Genomic DNA, 17,989 nt, shown 5'->3' with positions numbered 1-17,989 from the left:
CCCGCCGTGGCCGGATCCCATGCCGGATCGGTCGGACTACGAGACCGGCACCCTCGCGGTTCTCGATCACCTGCCGGACGGCTTGGGCGACGGGCTGAACCAGTGCAGCGCCACCGAGTCTTCCATCCGGTTGGGCGTGGGCGCGGAGAATGTGCCGGGCTACCTGTGCGGTTACGGTTCCTGGGTCAACAGCCGCGATGGCCTGACCATCGCCAACATTGCACCGGGCATGGAGATCGTCGAGGCGGTGCGCAACGCCGCCGGCATGTCCACCTCCGAGCTGGAGACGCTGGTGGAAGACGATGAGAAGGCCATCTACCTGTACGTGACCGATTCGTTCTCGTATTTCTTCTACGTCGACAACCCCGGCGAGTACGTGTACCAGTCCGGGCATTTCGACACCGAGCAGGAGGCGCGGGACTTCCTCACCAAGCGCGATTTGATGTAGCCGCGATTTGATGTAGCTCAGGCGTAGCGGGCTCTAACCCGCAAGCGCAGCGTGCTCTGGTCCGGCGACGCGACCGGTCCGCCGCATCGCTAAACCACGGGGTCGGCGTCAGCTTCTCTCAGCCGACGCCCGCCTCCGCCAACGCCGCCTTCAACTTCGAGCGACCGCGATTCAGGCGGGTCTTCACCGTCGCCACCGCAACCCCCTGATGATCGGCGATGTCCTGGTAAGTGAAGTCGGCGTACTCGCGCAGCACGACGGCCTCCCGGAACTCCGGCGGCAACGTCGCCAACGCGGCCCGGACCACCTCGACCGTGGTCACGCGCTCGGACACCCCCGGCGCCCGATCGACCTCGTCATCGCCGGCATCGGCGTCGGGAGTGTCGCGACGCTTGCGCACGAGCATCAACGCGGCATTGGCCGTGATGCGGTGCATCCACGTGGAAAAACGCGAATTCCCCTCGAACCGATCGAGATTGCGCCACCCCGCGATGAGAGCATCCTGCAGCGCATCCTCGGCATCCTGACGATGCGACGTGATCGACAGGCAGACGGCCCACAAATGATCGCGATGCGGCGACACCAGCTCCCGAAACGCCCCGGAATCCCCCTCCCGGGCACGGGCAACCAGGTCCAGCTCCACATCGCGATCACGGCTCATTCCGACTCACCACTCCAATCCGGAATCGGCGTCGCCGACACCCGGCAACGGATCAACGTCCCCGCCGTCCGACGCACCCACATCAAGGCCGTCGATATCGCCGATGCCGTCGAGGTCGGCGCCGTCGCCGAGATCACCGCCGTCACCTGCGGGGGAGCCGTCGAGGTCGCCGGGCAAATCATCGATGGCGCCGTAGACGTCGTCACCGTCCCCGCCGCGCGACGCCGGAAGCGCGGCGGGATCCACGTCGGCGTCGTCAAGCGGATCCGCGGCGTCGTCGGCCAGGGCAATGGAATCGAGATCCTCGTCGCCCGGAGCATCGGCCGCAGCATCGACGGGAACGATGGAATCGTCGACGTCATGGGCATCGGCGCTGAACGCGTAATCGAGCATCCCGTCGAAGAAATCCGAATCGAGGTGCATGGGCGCGGATTCGGCCAGGTTCAAATCGAGCTGGGTGTCGTCGAGCATGGCACCTCCCTTTCTGGAGGAGAATTATTCCACGAACCGCCCCCGAAGGGACGGAACTCATGGACCGTCGCAGATGAGATGCGGCGACCGCCCCGAATGTTCCCGGCACCGGGCCACTTCGGCGCGGACGCGCTCAGCCGTTCCGCGCTCAGCCGTTCCACACCGCGTACCGGTGGCGATGATGCTCGCCGAACCCCAGGCTCCGGTACAGGGCGATGCCGGCCTCGTTGCCCGACACGACCTGCAGGTAACACTCGTCGGCGCCGTTGGCCGCACCCCAATGCATCATGTGCAGGCCCATCAACGTGCCCAGGCCGCGGCGCCGCAGATCGGGGGCGACCTCCACCGCGGAAAACCCGAGCCAGCGCCGGCCGTCGCCGGACTCGGTGAGCGTGCCGCGGGTGATGGCCACCGTCCGCGCCCCGCCGTCGCCGTCGTCGAGCACCAGGCGGCCGAAGGACATCCGTCCGTCGATGTCGTCGCGAAGCAGCTGCAACGCGCGCCGCGGCAGCGCCCTGCCCCGGAAGTGGTACAACGCCAGCCACTGCTCGTCCGGCTGGTCGAGGACCTCGGCGCGGATGCCGGGCAGCGACTCCGGCGTGACCGGCTCGGGCAGGTCGTCGGCCGAGCGCGTCATGACGATGATCTCCGGCCCGATCTCCCACCCCTCGCCGGAGACGAGCTGCTCGGCCGGCCGGCAGATCCGGTCGGGCACGGCGATGCGCACCGGCAGGCCATGACGGGCGTAGAAGTCGCGGATGTCGTCGAGCGGCACCGGCGACGTGCCCGCGGCCGGCCCGATCGGCAGCGCGGAGTTCGACCGCTCGGTGATGCCATCGCCGGCGCGCAGCAGCCATTGGCCCGCCCACCGGTGCTCGATGCCGGGAAACGCCTTCGCGGTGGCGGTCTCCACCGCGCGGATGTCGGAGTTGCGCACGACGAGGTCGGGCAGCGCCTTGACCACCAGCACCTTGTGGTCCGTGAAGTCGACGGGTTCGGCCGGCGTCCCGTCCGGGCTGCCACTGCTTTTCGACGTCGGCCGCACCACCAAGGGGTCCACCGATTCGACGCGGCCGATGACGTCGGTGACCTTCTTCCCCGAGGCGGCGGCCTCCTCCGGGGTCAACTCGCGGCGCACGATGACGCGGCGACCCACCTCGATGTCGCCGGCGCCCCACCGCGATGCCGGCAGGCCGGGGGTGTCGGGGTACTCGGGGAGGCTCATGCGTCGTCGGCCCGGCCCTTGTCCAGCGAATTCGGCTCGTCGTGGCCGAACGGGTCCTCGTCGACTCCCGGCGTCCACGTGATGCCGCCTTCGGTCCATCCTGCGCGCTTGATCTCCTTCTTCGCGCGGCGCTTCCACCGGCCGGTCAGCACGTCGGTGTAGAGGAAGCCGTCGAGGTGGCCGACCTCGTGCTGCAGGCAGCGCGCCAACAGGCCGGTGCCGACGACCGTGACGGGTTCGCCGTGCTCATCCAGTCCGGTGACGGTGGCGTGTTCGGCGCGGGCCGTCGGAAAGCTCAGGCCGGGCACGGACAGGCAGCCCTCGTCGTCGGAGCCGTCGTCCTCCGGCATGCTCTTCGGGATCTCCGAGGTCTCCAGCACGGGGTTGATCACGCAGCCGCGCTGGAACTCGCCCGACTCATCCGGGCAGTCGTACACGAAAAGACGCAGGTCGCGGCCCACCTGGTTCGCCGCCAACCCGACGCCGTTGGCGGCGTCCATGGTCTCGTACATGTCGGCGATCAGCTCCGACAGGTCCGACACGTCGCCGTCGACGGGGCGGGTCGGGTTGTGCAGGACGGGATCGCCGCAAACGACGATGGGCAGGATGGTCATGGGGAAAGCCTACCGCCGGGGCCGACGGCGATGACGCCCGTCCCCGTGGCGCGTGCGCCGAGGTGCGGGCCGAGTTGCCGCGCCGCGTGCTTTAGTGGAGGGATGGACGGGGAGGACGGAAACATCACTGACGCGGGCACCGCCGACGCGGGCGACGACCACGCGGGTACCGACGACTCGGCAACCGGGGAAGCCGGGAGCGGGGGAGCAGAGAGCGGTAGCGCCGCCGAGGACTTCCTCCACCGCGCCCTGGCCTTCGAACGGCGCTGGTCGACCATCGTGCGGCGCGGGCCCCGCCAGGCAGGCCGGCGCGAGGAGGCCATCCGCACCGAGTTCGGCATGAGCGCCGTGCGCTATCACCAGCGCCTCAACCTGCTGCTGGACACCCCCGAGGCGGAGGCGGCCGACCCCGTCACGGTGCACAGGCTGCAGAGGCTTCGCGACGGTTCGTCGTAAAGCTCGCTCGCGGGGGCGTGGCGCGAACTCGGGGGAGGAAAGGGGGCGATCAGTAATCCCATCCGCCACAGCTGCCTCAACCTTTACTTAACAGTTAGGGCTTGTGGTCGTTACCATGGACACGTGACCGACGTACATGACCAGAGCAACTTCCCCCGCCCCGGCCGTCACCGCAGCCCCGACGACTGGGACGACGACTACCGGGAAGCCCCCGCCGCCGACGCCGCCGACTACGACGACTACCGCGACGATCGCGAGTACGACGACTACGACGACGACTTCCGCGACGACGAACGCCCCACCGACACCGGCGGCGGCATGCCCCTGCGCGGCCTGGCCATGATCTGCATCTTCATCGGCGTCTGCCTCATGGGCTGGGGCCTCTACGCATGGAGCAACGACCGCGCCGGAAACGACGGCACCGGCGACGACACCGGCACCGTCGCCGAAGCCCCCGCCGGCCAGCGACCCGGCATGAACCCCGACGCCGGTGCCGGCGCCGACGGCCGCCCCGACGCCGCAGCCCCCGCCCCCGGGGCCGACGAGGACGCCGACGAGGGCGCCGACGGCGAGCACTCCGACATCAACCGCGGCGACTTCCACATCACCGTCCTCAACAACTCCGAGGAACCGGGCCTCGCCGCCCGCGTCTCCGACGACCTCACCCGCGAAGGCTGGGGCCGCGGCGAAACCGGCAACGCCGCCGAAGGCGAAGTCGGCGTGTGGGCACGCACCACCGTCCACTACACCCCCGACGACGACGCCGAAAAGGCCGCCGCCGAAGACATCGCCCACGCCAACGGCTGGGACGTCGCACCCCGCGACGATCGCCTCGCCAACGCCCCCGGCGGCATCGTCGTCGTCACCGCCGCCGACGCGAACCGCTGACCCCGGTCACCCCTCCACCCGCCCCCGGGCCCGACACCGCGATCGGACCCGGGGGCGAGTAGTCTGATCACGCCCGCCGCGAACCCAGGATGGAGACCGCCACGCCATGAACCCCCGCACCAACCGCACCGTCCCCGCCCTCGTCGCACTGGCCGCCTCCGCGCTGGCCCTGGCGGCATGCGGCTCCGACGGCAACGGCGACGGCGGGGACCAGACGGACGCCACCACCAGCACCGCCGCCGTCAGCGTCGACCCCGACGCCCCCGAACTCGACGAACGCGAAGGCTCCTACAACTTCGTCCGCATGACCGACGACGGCCGCTCCCACATCCTCGGCCACGTCAAGGTCATGTCCGCCGACGGCTGGCTCGGCCTGTCCGACGAGGACATCGCCTTCACCGCCCTCGACGACGGCACCTACCGCGTCATCGCCCGCGGCTCCTCCGGCTGCCCCGGCGTCGGCGAGGACACCGACGAAGGCCTCGGCGTCATCGGCGAAATCCACGCCGAAGACGGCGCCGCCAAGGTCTGGGGCACCCCCGTCGAAACCGACGTCGACTCCTTCTCCACCGTCGTCCTCGCCGACTCCGACGACACCGTCCTGGCCTGCGGCAAGAGCGTCGACTGGACCGAGCCGACCACCTCGTCGACCAGCGCCACGTCGACCACCACGTCGGCGTCGTCGTAAAGCACGCGACGGCGAGTGCGAAACCCGCCCAACCGGGGCCATGTCCCGCCACCCGCCACCACCTGTGGTGAAATGAGCGAATGATCGAAGAATTCGCCGGCTCACCCCGCCACACGCTCGGCGTCGAGTGGGAGGTCGCCTTCGTCGACTGCGACACCCGCGAACTGGTGCCCTGCGCCGCCGAAGCGCTCGACATCATCACCCGCGACCACCCCGACCACCGCATCCAACGCGAATTCCTCGCCAACACCGTCGAACTCGTCACCGACGTCTGCGACACCGTCGACGACGCCATGCGCGACCTCGGCGAACAACTCGACATGGTCCGCGCCGCCGCCGACGAACTCGGCGTCGACGTCTGGTCCTCCGGCTCCCACCCCTTCTCCCGCGGCACCGGACAACGCGTCAGCGAAAAGACGTCCTACTCCGAGATCATCAACCGCACCCAATGGTGGGGCCGCCAAATGATCATCTGGGGCATCCACGTCCACGTCGGCGTCCGCTCCGCCGACCGCGTCTGGCCCATCATCAACGCCCTCCTGGTCAACCTGCCCCACATGCTCGCCCTGTCGGCGTCGTCGCCCGGCTGGAACGGCGAAGACACCGGCTACGCCTCCAACCGCACCCTCCTGTACCGCCAGCTGCCCACCGCCGGCCTGCCGCCGGACATCCGCGACTGGGACTCCTGGCAGTCGTACATGGCCGATCAGTGGAAATCCGGCGTCATCAACCACACCGGCTCCATGCACATCGACATCCGGCCCGCCTCGAAGTACGGCACCATCGAGGTCCGCGTCGCCGACGCCGTCTCCAACATGCGCGAGCTCGCCTCCATCGTCGCCCTGACCCACTGCTTGGTCGTGCTTTACGACGACATGCTCGACCACGGGGCCCAGCTGCCGTCCCTGCAGTACTGGCATAACGACGAAAACAAGTGGCGCGCCTGCCGATACGGCATGGACGCCCTGATCATCGTCGACCGCGACACCAACGAGCGTTGGGTGAAGGACGACTTGAAGGACCTGCTCGCGCGCCTGGCGCCCATCGCCGAGAGGCTGGGGTGCGCCGAAGAGCTCGAGGGCGTGCGCGACATCATCCGCGGCGGCGCCGGGTACGAGCGGCAGCGGCGGGCGGCTGGTCGGGCGGGGGCGTTGCCGTCGCTTGCCGAGGAAGAGGACGTGTTGGCCGTCGAGGCGAAACTCGGCCACAGCCCGTGGGTCGCGGCCGTGGATCTGGCGGTGCGCGAGATGGCTGCGGGCAAGCCCCTGGAGGCGTAGGTAGCCCCGCGGTTGGCGGGCTGCACATTTGACGAGTGTGCGCTGCGGCCCGATTTGTGCACATTCGTCGGGGTTGTTGGGGCTGCAGATCTGACGAGTGTGCGCTGCGGCCCGATTTGTGCACATTCGTCGGGGTTGTTGGGGCTGCAGATCTGACGAGTGTGCGCTGCGGCCCGATTTGCGCACATTCGTGGGCGGAAAGCGCGCCGCCCTCCACACCGCGATGGCGTGGAGGGCGGACGGCGGGGGAGAGGGGCCGTCGTCAAGCAAAAACTAGAACCGCGGCTCGCTCTCATCGTCGCGGGACAACGCGTCCCGGTCGATGAGCCCCTCCTTCTGCGCCACATGCCCCAGCCGGTTGCCGACGATCGGCGACGTCGTCAGCGCGAACAACACGATGAGCACCATCATGCCCAAATCGCCGTTGACCGTGACGCCACCGCCACCATTGGCGAAAATGTGCAGCACCGCACCGAGAATCGTCATGGTTAGGCCCAGCGTCTGCGGCTTCGTCGACGCGTGCATGCGATCGATCGTGCCGCGGAACCGCACCAACCCAATCGCCGTGGCCAGGCAAAAGAACCCGCCGCCGAGAATGAGGGTGATGGAAAGGATGTCGACGAAGAGCATCAGAAATGGTCCTCCTTCTCATCGACGTGCTTGAGATCGGCCTCGCGGACCGCCTGCTGGGCGGCGTCGCGGGCGGCTTCCCTCGCCGCATCACGCGAACCCCCGCGCGCGGTCGCCTTCGGCCGCTGATCGGGCACGCGGAACCGCGCCACCGACAGCGACGAAATGAAACCGAGCAGCGCGATGACCAGCATCGCGTACGCCACCGACGTGTCCATCGACCAGGCGATGTACACGGCGAGCATGCCCTGCGTCATCGCGATCATCGACTCCAGCGACACCAGCCGGTCCATCGAGTTCGGGCCGGCGAGCAGCCGCCCCAGCGCCGTCAGCGCCGCCACGAAGTACAGGCCCGCGGTGACGGTCAGCAAGGTGGTGTAGATCTGCGGGTCCATCAGTCCTCCTTCCGCGCCGGCGAGTCGGCGGCGTCGGCGACGCCGTGAGCCGTGGTGGCGTCGGTCGCTTCGGCCACCGTGGTCGCTTCGGCCACCGTGGTCGCTCCGGTCGCGTCGGTTGCGTCGGTTGCCCCGCTGGCCCTCGTCGCGCCTTGGATGACGGCGTGATCGTGGCCGAGGCTTCCGACCATGGGCTCGTCGTCGATCTCCCGGCTTTCGAAGGCCCGGATGACCTGCCGCTCGAGGCGGGCGAGCTGGGCGACGGTCTTGTCGATGCGCCCGGTCGACGAACCGTCGAGCAGGTGCATGGTGACCGTCTTGCGGCGGTTGTCGATGTCGATGACCAGACCGCCGGGCTGCAGGTTGATCAGCGCGATGGCCGACGCGAGGGTCAGGTCGTCGCGGGTGCGCATCGGGATTTCCACGACGGCGCACGGGGGCGGGTCCTGGCGGCGCAGCGCGAGGTACGCGACGGTGAACGACGCGACGATGAAATCGACGATGAACGTGGCGAACAGGGTGATCATGGCGGGCCAGTCGACCCGGATGTCGCCGACGGGCAGTCGCGGCATGGGCACGAAGATCGAGATCAGCAGCGCCACGCCGATGCCGCCGAAGATGTTGGCCCAGGTGACTTCGCCCCAGAGCAGCTGCCACATGATCACGATCCACGTGAACAGGATGAACGACGGTCGCCGTTCGCGGCGCTTGTCGCTTCGGCTGCGGGTGGCGGCGTCGGTGCGTGCGTCGGTGTTTCGCTTGTCGACGGTCACTGTTCCTCCTCTTCGGCGGAATTCCCGGGTACGCCGTCGGCGCCGGTCGGGTTGAGGGTCCGGCCGGGTTCGGGCAGGGCGCTCGGGTCGTCGTAGCCGGTGACTCCGAGGACGGCGGCGCGGTAGCCGTCGACGTCCGAGACGTTGGCGGCCGCACGGTCGGAGATGACCGACAGGGGGCTGGCCAGGACGGTGACGGCGACGGACGCGGCGACGAGGAAGACCGTCGGGGCGACCATGCCGAAGGGCATGCGGCCGACGTCCTCGCGCTCGGACAGGGACACCACGCGGGTGTCTTCGCGCAGCGGGGAGACGCGCGCCAGGGCGGTGTCGCCCTCGGGGGCGTCGGAGCGGTCGCGCCAGAAGGCCTTCGACCACACGATGACCATGGTGTACAGGGTCAGCAGGGACGTCAGGATCGCGCCGCCGACGAGAACCCACGCGGTGGGGGTGCCCACCTGGGCGCCGGCCTCGATGAGCATGATCTTGCCCAGGAACCCGGAGAACGGCGGGATGCCGCCCAGGTTCAGCGCCGGGATCAGGTACAGGATGGCCAGCAGCGGGGAGGCCTTGGCCAGGCTGCCGAGTCGCCGCAGCGACGACGATCCGGCCTGGCGCTCGATGAGGCCGACGACCAGGAACAGCGCGGTCTGCACCAGAATGTGGTGGACCATGTAGAAGATGGCGCCGGACAGGCCGAGCTCGTTGCCCAGGGCGATGCCGAAAATCATGTAGCCGATGTGCGACACGAGGGTGAACGACAGCAAACGTTTGATGTCGTTCTGGGCCATGGCGCCGAGGATGCCCATCACCATCGTCGCCAAGCCCGCCCACATGAGCACCTCATCCAGGGCGCCGTCGGGGAACATGACCGAACGGGAACGGATGATGGCGTACACGCCGACCTTCGTCAGCAGGCCCGCGAACACCGCGGTGACCATCGACGGGGCGGTGGGGTAGGAGTCCGGCAGCCACGACGACAGCGGGAACACCGCCGCCTTGACCGAGAACGCCACGAGCAGCACGGCGAAGATGGCCGTCCGGGTGCCCGACGGCAGCTCCTCCATGCGGATGGACACGTGCGCGAAGTTGACGGTGCCCACCGACGCGTAGACGAAGCCGATGGCCATGAGGAACACCATCGACGACAGCAGGTTCACCATCACGTAGCTCACGCCCGCGCGGATGCGCGACGCCGAAGCACCCAGCGTCAGCAGCACGTACGACGCCAGCAGCAGCACCTCGAAACCGACGTACATGTTGAACAGGTCGCCGGCCAGGAAGGCCATCGACACGCCCATGTTGAGCAGCATGTACGTGGGCACGAACACCGAGATCGGGTCGTCGTCGTCGCCGTCGCGGATACCCTGCCCGATGCCGAACCAATGGACGGCGAAAAGGACGAGCTGCGACACGGCGATCATGACCGTGGACAGGCCGTCGGCGACCAGCGTGATGCCGATCGGCGAATTCCAGCCGCCCACCTGGACGGTGCGGATGCCGTGGACCTGCACCAGGTACACCAGCCACACGGACAACACGAGCAGCAGCACCAGCGCCGCGATGCTCAGCAGCTGCTGCAGGCGCGGGCGGCGCGAGAACAGCAGGGCCACTCCGGCGGTGACCGCCGGAATGAGCACCGGCATGGGAATGAGGAAGAGGATCAGTTGCTCAGTCGTCACCGGAATCGTCCTCCTCCACGGGCTTCTCGAAGCTGGCCGGGCCGAACTGGTCGCCGGCTTCGGTCGGGCGGCCCGTCGTCGGGTCGTCCGACCGGTCATGGTCGGGAGCCGCGGACGGGTCGTCGGGGCGGCGCATCGCGACGAACTGGTCCTCACGGTCGTCCTGGACGTGATCGCCGACGCGGTAGCGGTGCTGGCGGTAGGCCAGCGCCAACAGGAACGCCGACAGGCCCATCGTGATGACGATCGCCGTGAGGATGAACGCCTGCGGCAGAGGATCGGCGGTCTCCGAGTGGGGGATCGACTCGCGGCCCCAGATCGGTGGGGAACCGGGGCCGCCGCCGCTGATGAGGATGAGCAGATTGATGCCGTTGCCCATCAACAGGGCGCCCATGAGCATCTTCGTCATGGCGCGGTCCAGGAACAGGTACACGCCGGTCGCGATGAGCACGGCCACCGTCGCCAGCAGCACGAAATTGATGATCACTTCGCGGCCTCCTTCCCGGACTTGTAGCGGAACTGGCGCGTGCGCCCCAGCTTGGTCAGCGTCACGCGCCTCGAGCGGGCGCGTTCGGCGCGGCGGTCGGTCTCGACGTCGATGCGGCCGCCGAGGCTGCGCAGGATGTACGTCACGGTGCCGATGACGATGAGGTAGACGCCGAGGTCGAAGAGCAGCGGCGACACAAGGTGCATGTCCCCGATCAGCGGCAGCTCCAGGTCGACGACGAGGCTCGACAACGGCGGCCAGCCGATGAGCATCGGCCAGAACACCGCCAGTGCCGCTGCGGCGAGGCCGGAGCCCAGGATCTTGTCCGTCGACCACGGGATCGTCTCGGCCAGCTCCCACCTGCCGCCGGCCAGGTAACGCAGGGTGATGGCCAGCGAGGCCACTAGTCCGCCGGCGAAACCGCCGCCGGGTGCGTTGTGGCCCGCGAAAAACAGGTACAGCGACAGCGCCATCATCGACGGGAACAGGAAGCGAGTGGACACCTCGACCATCAGCGGGCGACGACCGGCGTCGACCTGCGACCCGGAGGTCGACAGCCAACGAGGGTTGCGCTCGCGACGCGTGCGGCGCGTGGTGACGCGCGGCAGGTTATGCACCGTGTGCGTGCGGAACACCAGCGAGGCGATGCCCACCGCCACGATGACCAGCACCGAAATCTCGCCGAAGGTGTCCCACGCGCGGATGTCGACGAGCAGGACGTTGACGGCGTTGGCGCCGTGGCCCTCCTCGAGGGCGATGCGCGGAATCGGGTCGGACACCGGGGCCTTGGAGCGGGCGGCGATGGCGAACGCGCCGATGATCGCGGCGGTGGAGCCGACGGCGACGGCCAACCACGCGCGGGAGCGCTCCAGGCCGGTCGGCTGATCCGACGTCTTCGGCGGCAGCGTGCGCAGCACAAGGACGAACACCACCATGGTGATGGTCTCCACCAGCAGCTGCGTCAGCGCCAGGTCCGGCGCACCGTACAGGGCGAAGACCAGCGCCAGCCCGTAGCCCGTCACGCCCACCATGATCACGCCGGACAGACGGTTGCGCATCCGCGTCGACGCCAGCGCCGCGATGATGATCAGCAGCGCCGCCGCACCCTGCGGGGCGGTGTCCCACAGCTCCATGCGCAGGTCGTCGCGCCCGCCCAGGACGAGCGCGGAGATCGGCAGGAGGATGAAGACGCCCAAAATGGTCGCCTCTGTCAGCGGCAGCGAACCGCGCTGCGTGAACGCGGTGACGCGCAGCGACAGGCGGCGGGCCATGTCGAGGATCCAGTCGTAGGCGACGTCGGCGTCGCCCAGCGCCGGCTTCTCGAACTGCAGCTCGCGGATGAGCTTGCGCTGCCAGTGCATGATCAGACCGGTCAGGAGGATCGCCGCCGTGAGCATCAGCGGCACGTTGAATCCGTGCCACAGCGCCAGGTGGGAATCATCGGGGGCCTTCGGGAAGGCCTCGGAAAGGTAGGGGCGGATCGCCGCGTCGTAGATCCGGGGCAGCAAGCCGGTGACCACGCCGGCGATGGCCAGCAGCCACGCCGGGGCGAGCATCAGCGGGCTCGGCCGCTGCATGTCCGCCACCGCCTGCGAGGTGCCGCCACCCGACGCGTGCGTCGACGGCTTCGTGGCGAACGCCGCGTGCATCAGATACAGCGAGTAGGCGACGGTGAGGATCGAACCGACGACCAGGCCGATGGCCGTGAACACGCCGGGCATGCCGCGCAGCGGCTCGGCCTGGAGCACCGCGTCGAGGGCGGCCTCCTTGGCCACGAAACCGAACAGCGGGGGCACGCCCGCCATCGAGGCGGCGGCCAGTCCCGCGAGGATGAACATCTGCGGACGGCGCGCGCCCAGGCCCGACAGCTGCCGCACGTCGCGCGTGCCGGTGGTGTGGTCGATGGCGCCGACGATCATGAACAGCGTCGCCTTGAACATCGCGTGGCCCAGCGTCAGCGCCAGGGCCGCGAGCATCGCCGCGCGGGTGCCGATGGACGTCACGGTGATGATGAAGCCCAGCTGCGACACGGTGCCGTAGGCCAGGACCAGCTTGAGGTCCTTCTGCCGCAACGCCATCCACCCGGCCATGACCATGGTGACCAGGCCCAGCGGGATGATCGCCAGGTGCCACGTGGTGGTCGCGCCGAACGTCGGCGACAGGCGGGCGACGAGGAAGACGCCGGCCTTCACCATCGCCGCGGAATGCAGGAACGCCGACACCGGCGTCGGGGCCGCCATCGCGCCGGGCAGCCAGAAGTGGAAGGGGGCGATCGCCGATTTGGTCAGCGCGCCGAGGACCAGCAGCACCACGGCCGTGGCGATGGCGGGGTCGTGGAGCTCTGCCCAGGACAGTGCGTCGGGGGCGGTGAGGGCGGAGAATTCCCAGTACCCGGTGGTGTGACCCATGAGGATGATGCCGACGAGCATCACCAGGCCGCCCAGCGTGGTCACCAGCAGCGCCTGGCCGGCGGAGCGCCGCGACGAGGCGCGCTCGGCGTAGTAGCCGACCAGCAGGAACGACAGCACGGACGTGATCTCCCAGAACACGTACATGAGCAGCATGTTGTCGGAGACGACGAGGCCGTACATGGCGGCGGCGAACAGCACCATTTGGGTGGCGAAGGAGCCGAGGCGGCGGCGCTTGCCGGGTGGCGGGTCGTGGAAATATCCGCCGCAGTACACCAGGACGAGAACGCCAACGGTCAGCACCAGGGTGCCGAACAGCGATTCCAACGGGCCCAGCCGGAGCACGATGTCCAGGTGGACTGCGGGCATCCACTCGAAACGCTCGACGAGGACGGGGTGTCCGGAGCCGGTTTCGGCGAGTGCATGGCGCATCAGGTGGGAACCGGTCCACGCGGCCCCCGCCGCGAGGGGGAGGGCCAGCAGCGGAAATCCGCGCCGGCCCAGTCGGCGAATCGTCCACGGTGCCAGCGTCGCGGTGGCGATGAGGAGGCACAGGAGGACGGTCACGCCTCCAATAATGCTGAAAAGGTGTACGTGTCCGCAACGAACATCACCCTCGGCGAACGCCGAGGGTGATGCGGAAGTCGGGGGCCGGGGAGGGGCGACCTAGCCGTGCAGGCGGTTGGCCGCGCACGTCATCGCGGTCATGGTCGACGCCTCGGGGGTGGTGCCGAAGCCCATGGTCCAGACGGAGCTGTTGTTGTGCGTCGCGTACAGGAAGGTCGCGGTGGCCTCGAAGATCTCGAACTGGTGGAACTCGAGGATTTCGACGCGGTAGCCGGCGTCGGCCATCAGGTTCGTCACCGCGGAGACGGGCCCCATCGCGGTGACCTCGCGGATGTCGGTGCGCTCGGCGTCGGTGCCGCGGCCGGTGGTGATGGACGCCCGGTAGGTGGAGCGTCCCGCCAGGCCCTTGACGGAGGTGAATTCGCGGATGGCCAGCGAACCGCCGGTCGGCGAGTAGGTGGTCATGAACGTGCGCCAGTCCATGCCCCGCGCTTCCTGCCGCAGGCCCCGGGGCAGGCGGTGGCCGAAGCGGGCGCGGAAGGGATCCTCGGTGAAGGTGCGGGTGGTCGTCTCCGGCCGGGCGGAGGGGCGCTTCCCGCTATACGTCATCGTCGTCGAGGTGTTCTTGTGGGTGCGGGCGGTGAACATTCTGTGCGGTCCTTCGAAAAATCTTGAGAAGAAGAGTTTGGTGGTGGACCGACCCATGGATGCGTGGGTGTGTAGCGGCCAGAGACCCCGTGTGGAGGGGTCAGTCCATGCCTCCACCGGGGCTCGTAGCCTTCGCTACTCGCGTAATTCGAATGTTCTTCTGCATGTCGGCAACCGTAGAACACCTCGGGGGTGGGCCGCAACAAATCTCGTCAAATGGAGGTGCCCCACATCACACCCGGGCTCCACCCGTAACGGGGTGTGGCGCAGGTCGCGGGCGTGTGCGGGTGGGCCGTCCGGAGCGTGGCCTCTGCGGACTCAGCGGCCGATGGTGGCCAGGATGAGGGCTTCGGCGACGGCGATGTCGCGGATCTCCCGCGGGTCGACGGATTCGTCGGAGGAGTGGATGCGGCACTGCGGCTCCTCGACTCCGTACAGGACGATGTCGGCGTCGGGCACGGCGTCCAGCAGGGTCGCGCACAGCGGGATCGACGCGCCTTCTCCCATGCGTTCCGTTTCGCGGCCGTAGGACGCGGCCAGGCAGGCTTCGACGTGCTTGACGACGTCGCCTTCGACGTCGGCGCTGAACGACGACGCGAGGACGTCCCGCCGGATGTCGATGCGTGCGTTCCACGGCACGTGGGATTCGAGATGGGCGACGAGCTTGTCCTGCGCCTCCTGCGGGTCCATGCCCGGGGGCACGCGGAGATTGAGGTGCGCGGTGACCTTCGAGGGGATGGCGTTGACGGCGTTGGTGGCCGGCGGGCAGTCGATGCCGGTGACGATGAGCGCCGGGCGCGCCCAGGTCAGATCCGCCACCGAGGCGTCCGAGCCGTCGGAGATGAGATCGACGCCGTCGAGCACCCCGGCGTCGTCGCGGAAGGTGTCGGCGTCGTAGCCCAGGCCCTCCCACGTCTGATCGCAGTCGAGGCCGTCGATGCGGGTCGCCCCGGTGTCGTCGCGCAGGGAATCGAGCAGGCGCATCATCGCCGCCAGTGCATCCGGGGCGGCACCGCCGAACATGCCGGAGTGCACCGGGCCCGCCAGCGTCTCCAGCGTCACGTCGACGTCGGCGGTGCCGCGCAACGTGGTCACCAGCGTCGGGCGACCCACCGCCACGTTGCCCACGTCGGCGATGAGGATGACGTCGGCGGCGAACAGCTCCGGCCGCGTGCGCGTCAGATCCTCCAGACCGGCCGAACCCCGCTCCTCCGAGCCTTCGACCACGACCCGGATCCCCGGCAGCTCCACCGCCGACGCCGGGTCGTCGTCAAGCTCCCGCAGCGCCCGCAACGCGCGCAACGCCGCAAGATGCATGACCACGTTGCCCTTGCAATCCGCCGTGCCACGGCCGTACCAACGGCCGTCCCGCTCGTCGAGGGTCCACGGATCCGCCGTCCACTCCGACACGTCGCCCGCCGGCTGCACGTCGTAGTGGGAATAGAGGAGAACCGTCGGACGGCCCTCCGGAGCCGGGATGTGACCGGTCAGTGCGATGGAACCGTCGACCGTCACATGCGAATCCAGATCCACGCCGACATCGGCGAACAGCTCCACCACATGGGCGGCGGCATCGCGGCACGCCTGCTTCGTGTCCTCCTCGCCGTGCACCGACGGAAACGCGACGAGCTCCGTCAATTCCTTCTTGATGGTCTCCGAATCCGCCTCGACCTTCGCGCGGATCGCGGAAACGAGGTCCGGGGACGGGGCGTTCGGGTTCTGCTGCGCGGTATCGCTCATGGGCGCCAGCATAGGCGCGTCGGCCCGATCGGCCACGGTGTCCACATCTTGCACTCGCAGGGGGCGAGTGCTAGAAACGGGGATTAGCACTCGCGTTGAGCAAGTGCCAACAACGTGAAATGAAACAGCTGGGCCGGTCGAGGTCGCGGGTGACACTTCCCGCGACCGCATGCCGTCGCGGGCGCCGGGCCAGCACCGTCAAAGTGTCGTCGACCACCAAACGGAGGATCGCAGCCTCATGGCCAAGATCATTGCATTCGACGAAGAGGCCCGCCGCGGCCTCGAAAAGGGCCTCAATACCCTGGCCGACGCCGTCAAGGTGACGCTCGGCCCCAAGGGCCGCAACGTCGTCCTGGAGCGCAAGTGGGGCGCCCCGCTCATCACCAACGACGGCGTGTCCATCGCCCGTGAGATCGAGCTCGAGGACCCCTACGAGAAGATCGGCGCCGAGCTGGTCAAGGAGGTCGCCAAGAAGACCGACGACGTCGCGGGCGACGGCACCACCACCGCCACCGTCCTGGCCCAGTCGCTCGTCTCCGAGGGCCTGCGCAACGTCGCCGCCGGCTCCAACCCGATGGGCATCAAGCGCGGCATCGAGAAGGCCGTCGAGGCCGTCACCGCCGAGCTCCTGGCCACCGCCAAGGACATCGAGACCAAGGACCAGATCGCCGCCACCGCCGGCATCTCCGCCGGTGACCCGGCCATCGGCGAGCTCATCGCCACCGCCATGGACAAGGTCGGCAAGGAAGGCGTCATCACCGTCGAGGAGGCCAACACCTTCGGCCTGGACCTCGAGCTGACCGAGGGCATGCGCTTCGACAAGGGCTACATCTCGGGCTACATGGCCACCGACCTGGAGCGCCAGGAGGCCGTCCTGGAGGACCCGTACATCCTCCTGGTCTCCGCCAAGATCTCCAACATCAAGGACCTGCTGCCGCTGCTGGAGAAGGTCATGCAGACCGGCAAGCCGCTGCTGATCATCGCCGAGGACGTCGAGGGCGAGGCCCTGTCCACCCTCGTGGTCAACAAGATCCGCGGCACCTTCAAGTCGGTCGCCGTCAAGGCCCCGGGCTTCGGCGACCGCCGCAAGGCGATGCTGCAGGACATGGCCATCCTCACCGACGGCCAGGTCATCTCCGAGGAGGTCGGCCTGTCGCTGGAGACCGCCGACCTGCCGCTGCTGGGCCGCGCCCGCAAGGTCGTCGTCACCAAGGACGAGACCACCATCGTCGAGGGCGCCGGCGCCCAGTCCTCCATCGAGGGCCGCGTCAACCAGATCCGCGCCGAGCTGGAGAACTCCGACTCCGACTACGACCGCGAGAAGCTGCAGGAGCGTCTGGCGAAGCTGGCCGGCGGCGTCGCCGTCATCAAGGCCGGCGCCGCCACCGAGGTGGAGCTCAAGGAGCGCAAGCACCGCATCGAGGACGCCGTCCGCAACGCCAAGGCCGCGGTCGAGGAGGGCATCGTCGCCGGCGGCGGCTCCGCGCTGCTGCAGGTCGCCCACGTGCTCGACGACGAGCTGGGCCTGTCCGGCGACGAGGCCACCGGTGTGCGCATCGTCCGCGCCGCCCTGGCCGCCCCGCTGAAGCAGATCGCCCTGAACGCCGGCCTGGAGGCGGGCGTCGTGTCCGAGAAGGTGTCGGGTCTGCCGAAGGGCGAGGGCCTCAACGCGGCCACGGGCGAGTACGTCGACCTCATGGCCGCCGGCATCAACGACCCGGTGAAGGTCACCCGCTCGGCGCTGCAGAACGCGGCGTCCATCGCGGCTCTGTTCCTGACCACCGAGGCCGTTGTCGCCGACAAGCCGGAGCCGGCTGCGCCGGCCATGCCGGGCGGCGACGAGATGGGCGGCATGGGCTTCTAAGCGCAAGTCCGCCGGCCTCCGTGTGGCCAGCCTGAAAAAGCGCCGCCGGGGAATCGATTCCCCGGCG

At 68.9% G+C, this 17,989-nt stretch carries 18 protein-coding genes; 6 read left to right on the top strand and 12 right to left on the bottom strand.

The window, feature by feature from the left end:
- On the top strand, positions 1–448 hold a 448-nt coding region (locus tag HMPREF3121_RS12640), incomplete at its 5' end, for a hypothetical protein (protein WP_210387277.1).
- A 118-nt stretch (positions 449–566) separates the two neighbouring features.
- Here HMPREF3121_RS12640 and HMPREF3121_RS11055 read toward each other — a convergent pair.
- The 4 genes from HMPREF3121_RS11055 to HMPREF3121_RS11040 form a co-directional block, all read right to left on the bottom strand.
- Positions 567–1,109, bottom strand: a complete 543-nt coding sequence (locus tag HMPREF3121_RS11055) for an RNA polymerase sigma factor (RefSeq protein ID WP_070523453.1) — start codon at positions 1,107–1,109, stop codon at positions 567–569.
- Positions 1,110–1,115: 6 nt separating this feature from the next.
- Positions 1,116–1,580: a hypothetical protein gene (locus tag HMPREF3121_RS11050; RefSeq protein WP_070523450.1), complete on the bottom strand. Its 465-nt coding sequence runs from the start codon at positions 1,578–1,580 to the stop codon at positions 1,116–1,118.
- A 148-nt stretch (positions 1,581–1,728) separates the two neighbouring features.
- Positions 1,729–2,805 (bottom strand): N-acetylglutamate synthase, CG3035 family, encoded by a 1,077-nt coding sequence (locus tag HMPREF3121_RS11045; protein WP_070523447.1) that lies wholly within the window; start codon positions 2,803–2,805, stop codon positions 1,729–1,731.
- Positions 2,802–3,419 (bottom strand): peptide deformylase, encoded by a 618-nt coding sequence (locus HMPREF3121_RS11040; protein ID WP_070523445.1) that lies wholly within the window; start codon positions 3,417–3,419, stop codon positions 2,802–2,804. Before HMPREF3121_RS11040 ends, HMPREF3121_RS11045 begins: the two co-directional genes overlap by 4 nt.
- Positions 3,420–3,521: 102 nt before the next feature.
- Between HMPREF3121_RS11040 and HMPREF3121_RS11035 the strand changes: the two genes are divergently transcribed.
- The 4 genes from HMPREF3121_RS11035 to HMPREF3121_RS11020 all read left to right on the top strand — a co-directional run bounded on the left by HMPREF3121_RS11035 (position 3,522) and on the right by HMPREF3121_RS11020 (position 6,728).
- A complete protein-coding gene (locus HMPREF3121_RS11035; RefSeq protein WP_070523443.1) occupies positions 3,522–3,875 on the top strand; it encodes a DUF3263 domain-containing protein in 354 nt (117 codons plus the stop codon).
- Between the two features lie 123 nt (positions 3,876–3,998).
- A complete protein-coding gene (locus HMPREF3121_RS13015) occupies positions 3,999–4,763 on the top strand; it encodes a LytR C-terminal domain-containing protein (RefSeq protein WP_070523441.1) in 765 nt (254 codons plus the stop codon).
- A 106-nt stretch (positions 4,764–4,869) separates the two neighbouring features.
- Positions 4,870–5,451 carry a hypothetical protein gene (locus HMPREF3121_RS11025; protein WP_070523439.1) on the top strand — a complete coding sequence of 194 codons (582 nt, stop codon included), beginning with the start codon at positions 4,870–4,872 and terminating at the stop codon, positions 5,449–5,451.
- Positions 5,452–5,531: 80 nt separating this feature from the next.
- Positions 5,532–6,728, top strand: a complete 1,197-nt coding sequence (locus HMPREF3121_RS11020) for a glutamate--cysteine ligase (RefSeq protein ID WP_070523437.1) — start codon at positions 5,532–5,534, stop codon at positions 6,726–6,728.
- 273 nt (positions 6,729–7,001) lie between these two features.
- On the opposite strand, the gene HMPREF3121_RS11015 is transcribed toward HMPREF3121_RS11020, so the two are convergent.
- The 8 genes from HMPREF3121_RS11015 to HMPREF3121_RS10980 form a co-directional block, all read right to left on the bottom strand.
- Positions 7,002–7,358 (bottom strand): monovalent cation/H(+) antiporter subunit G, encoded by a 357-nt coding sequence (locus HMPREF3121_RS11015; protein ID WP_209651818.1) that lies wholly within the window; start codon positions 7,356–7,358, stop codon positions 7,002–7,004.
- Complete coding sequence (locus HMPREF3121_RS11010) at positions 7,358–7,753, bottom strand: monovalent cation/H+ antiporter complex subunit F (protein WP_052054194.1); 396 nt, start codon at positions 7,751–7,753, stop codon at positions 7,358–7,360. The genes HMPREF3121_RS11015 and HMPREF3121_RS11010 overlap by 1 nt, the downstream gene beginning before the upstream one ends.
- Positions 7,753–8,526: a Na+/H+ antiporter subunit E gene (locus HMPREF3121_RS11005; protein WP_070523432.1), complete on the bottom strand. Its 774-nt coding sequence runs from the start codon at positions 8,524–8,526 to the stop codon at positions 7,753–7,755. The genes HMPREF3121_RS11010 and HMPREF3121_RS11005 overlap by 1 nt, the downstream gene beginning before the upstream one ends.
- On the bottom strand, positions 8,523–10,208 hold the full coding sequence (locus HMPREF3121_RS11000) for a Na+/H+ antiporter subunit D (protein WP_070523429.1): 1,686 nt from the start codon (positions 10,206–10,208) through the stop codon (positions 8,523–8,525). The genes HMPREF3121_RS11005 and HMPREF3121_RS11000 overlap by 4 nt, the downstream gene beginning before the upstream one ends.
- Positions 10,198–10,695: a Na(+)/H(+) antiporter subunit C gene (locus tag HMPREF3121_RS10995; RefSeq protein ID WP_070523426.1), complete on the bottom strand. Its 498-nt coding sequence runs from the start codon at positions 10,693–10,695 to the stop codon at positions 10,198–10,200. The genes HMPREF3121_RS11000 and HMPREF3121_RS10995 overlap by 11 nt, the downstream gene beginning before the upstream one ends.
- A complete protein-coding gene (locus HMPREF3121_RS10990) occupies positions 10,692–13,670 on the bottom strand; it encodes a Na+/H+ antiporter subunit A (RefSeq protein WP_070523423.1) in 2,979 nt (992 codons plus the stop codon). The genes HMPREF3121_RS10995 and HMPREF3121_RS10990 overlap by 4 nt, the downstream gene beginning before the upstream one ends.
- A 99-nt stretch (positions 13,671–13,769) precedes the next feature.
- Positions 13,770–14,279 carry a 2-isopropylmalate synthase gene (locus HMPREF3121_RS10985; RefSeq protein WP_371327342.1) on the bottom strand — a complete coding sequence of 170 codons (510 nt, stop codon included), beginning with the start codon at positions 14,277–14,279 and terminating at the stop codon, positions 13,770–13,772.
- Between the two features lie 357 nt (positions 14,280–14,636).
- Positions 14,637–16,058, bottom strand: a complete 1,422-nt coding sequence (locus HMPREF3121_RS10980; RefSeq protein ID WP_070523583.1) for a dipeptidase — start codon at positions 16,056–16,058, stop codon at positions 14,637–14,639.
- 238 nt (positions 16,059–16,296) lie between these two features.
- Here HMPREF3121_RS10980 and groL point away from each other — a divergent pair, with 238 nt between their 5' ends.
- A complete protein-coding gene (gene groL / locus HMPREF3121_RS10975) occupies positions 16,297–17,922 on the top strand; it encodes a chaperonin GroEL (RefSeq protein WP_035122252.1) in 1,626 nt (541 codons plus the stop codon).
- Positions 17,923–17,989: the final 67 nt, after the last annotated feature.

Source organism: Corynebacterium sp. HMSC11E11 (assembly GCF_001807025.1).
In the GTDB taxonomy this organism is placed as follows: domain Bacteria; phylum Actinomycetota; class Actinomycetes; order Mycobacteriales; family Mycobacteriaceae; genus Corynebacterium; species Corynebacterium freneyi.
The sequence above is the reverse complement of the archived record's forward strand: the minus strand, read 5'-3'. Positions and strand labels throughout refer to the sequence as shown.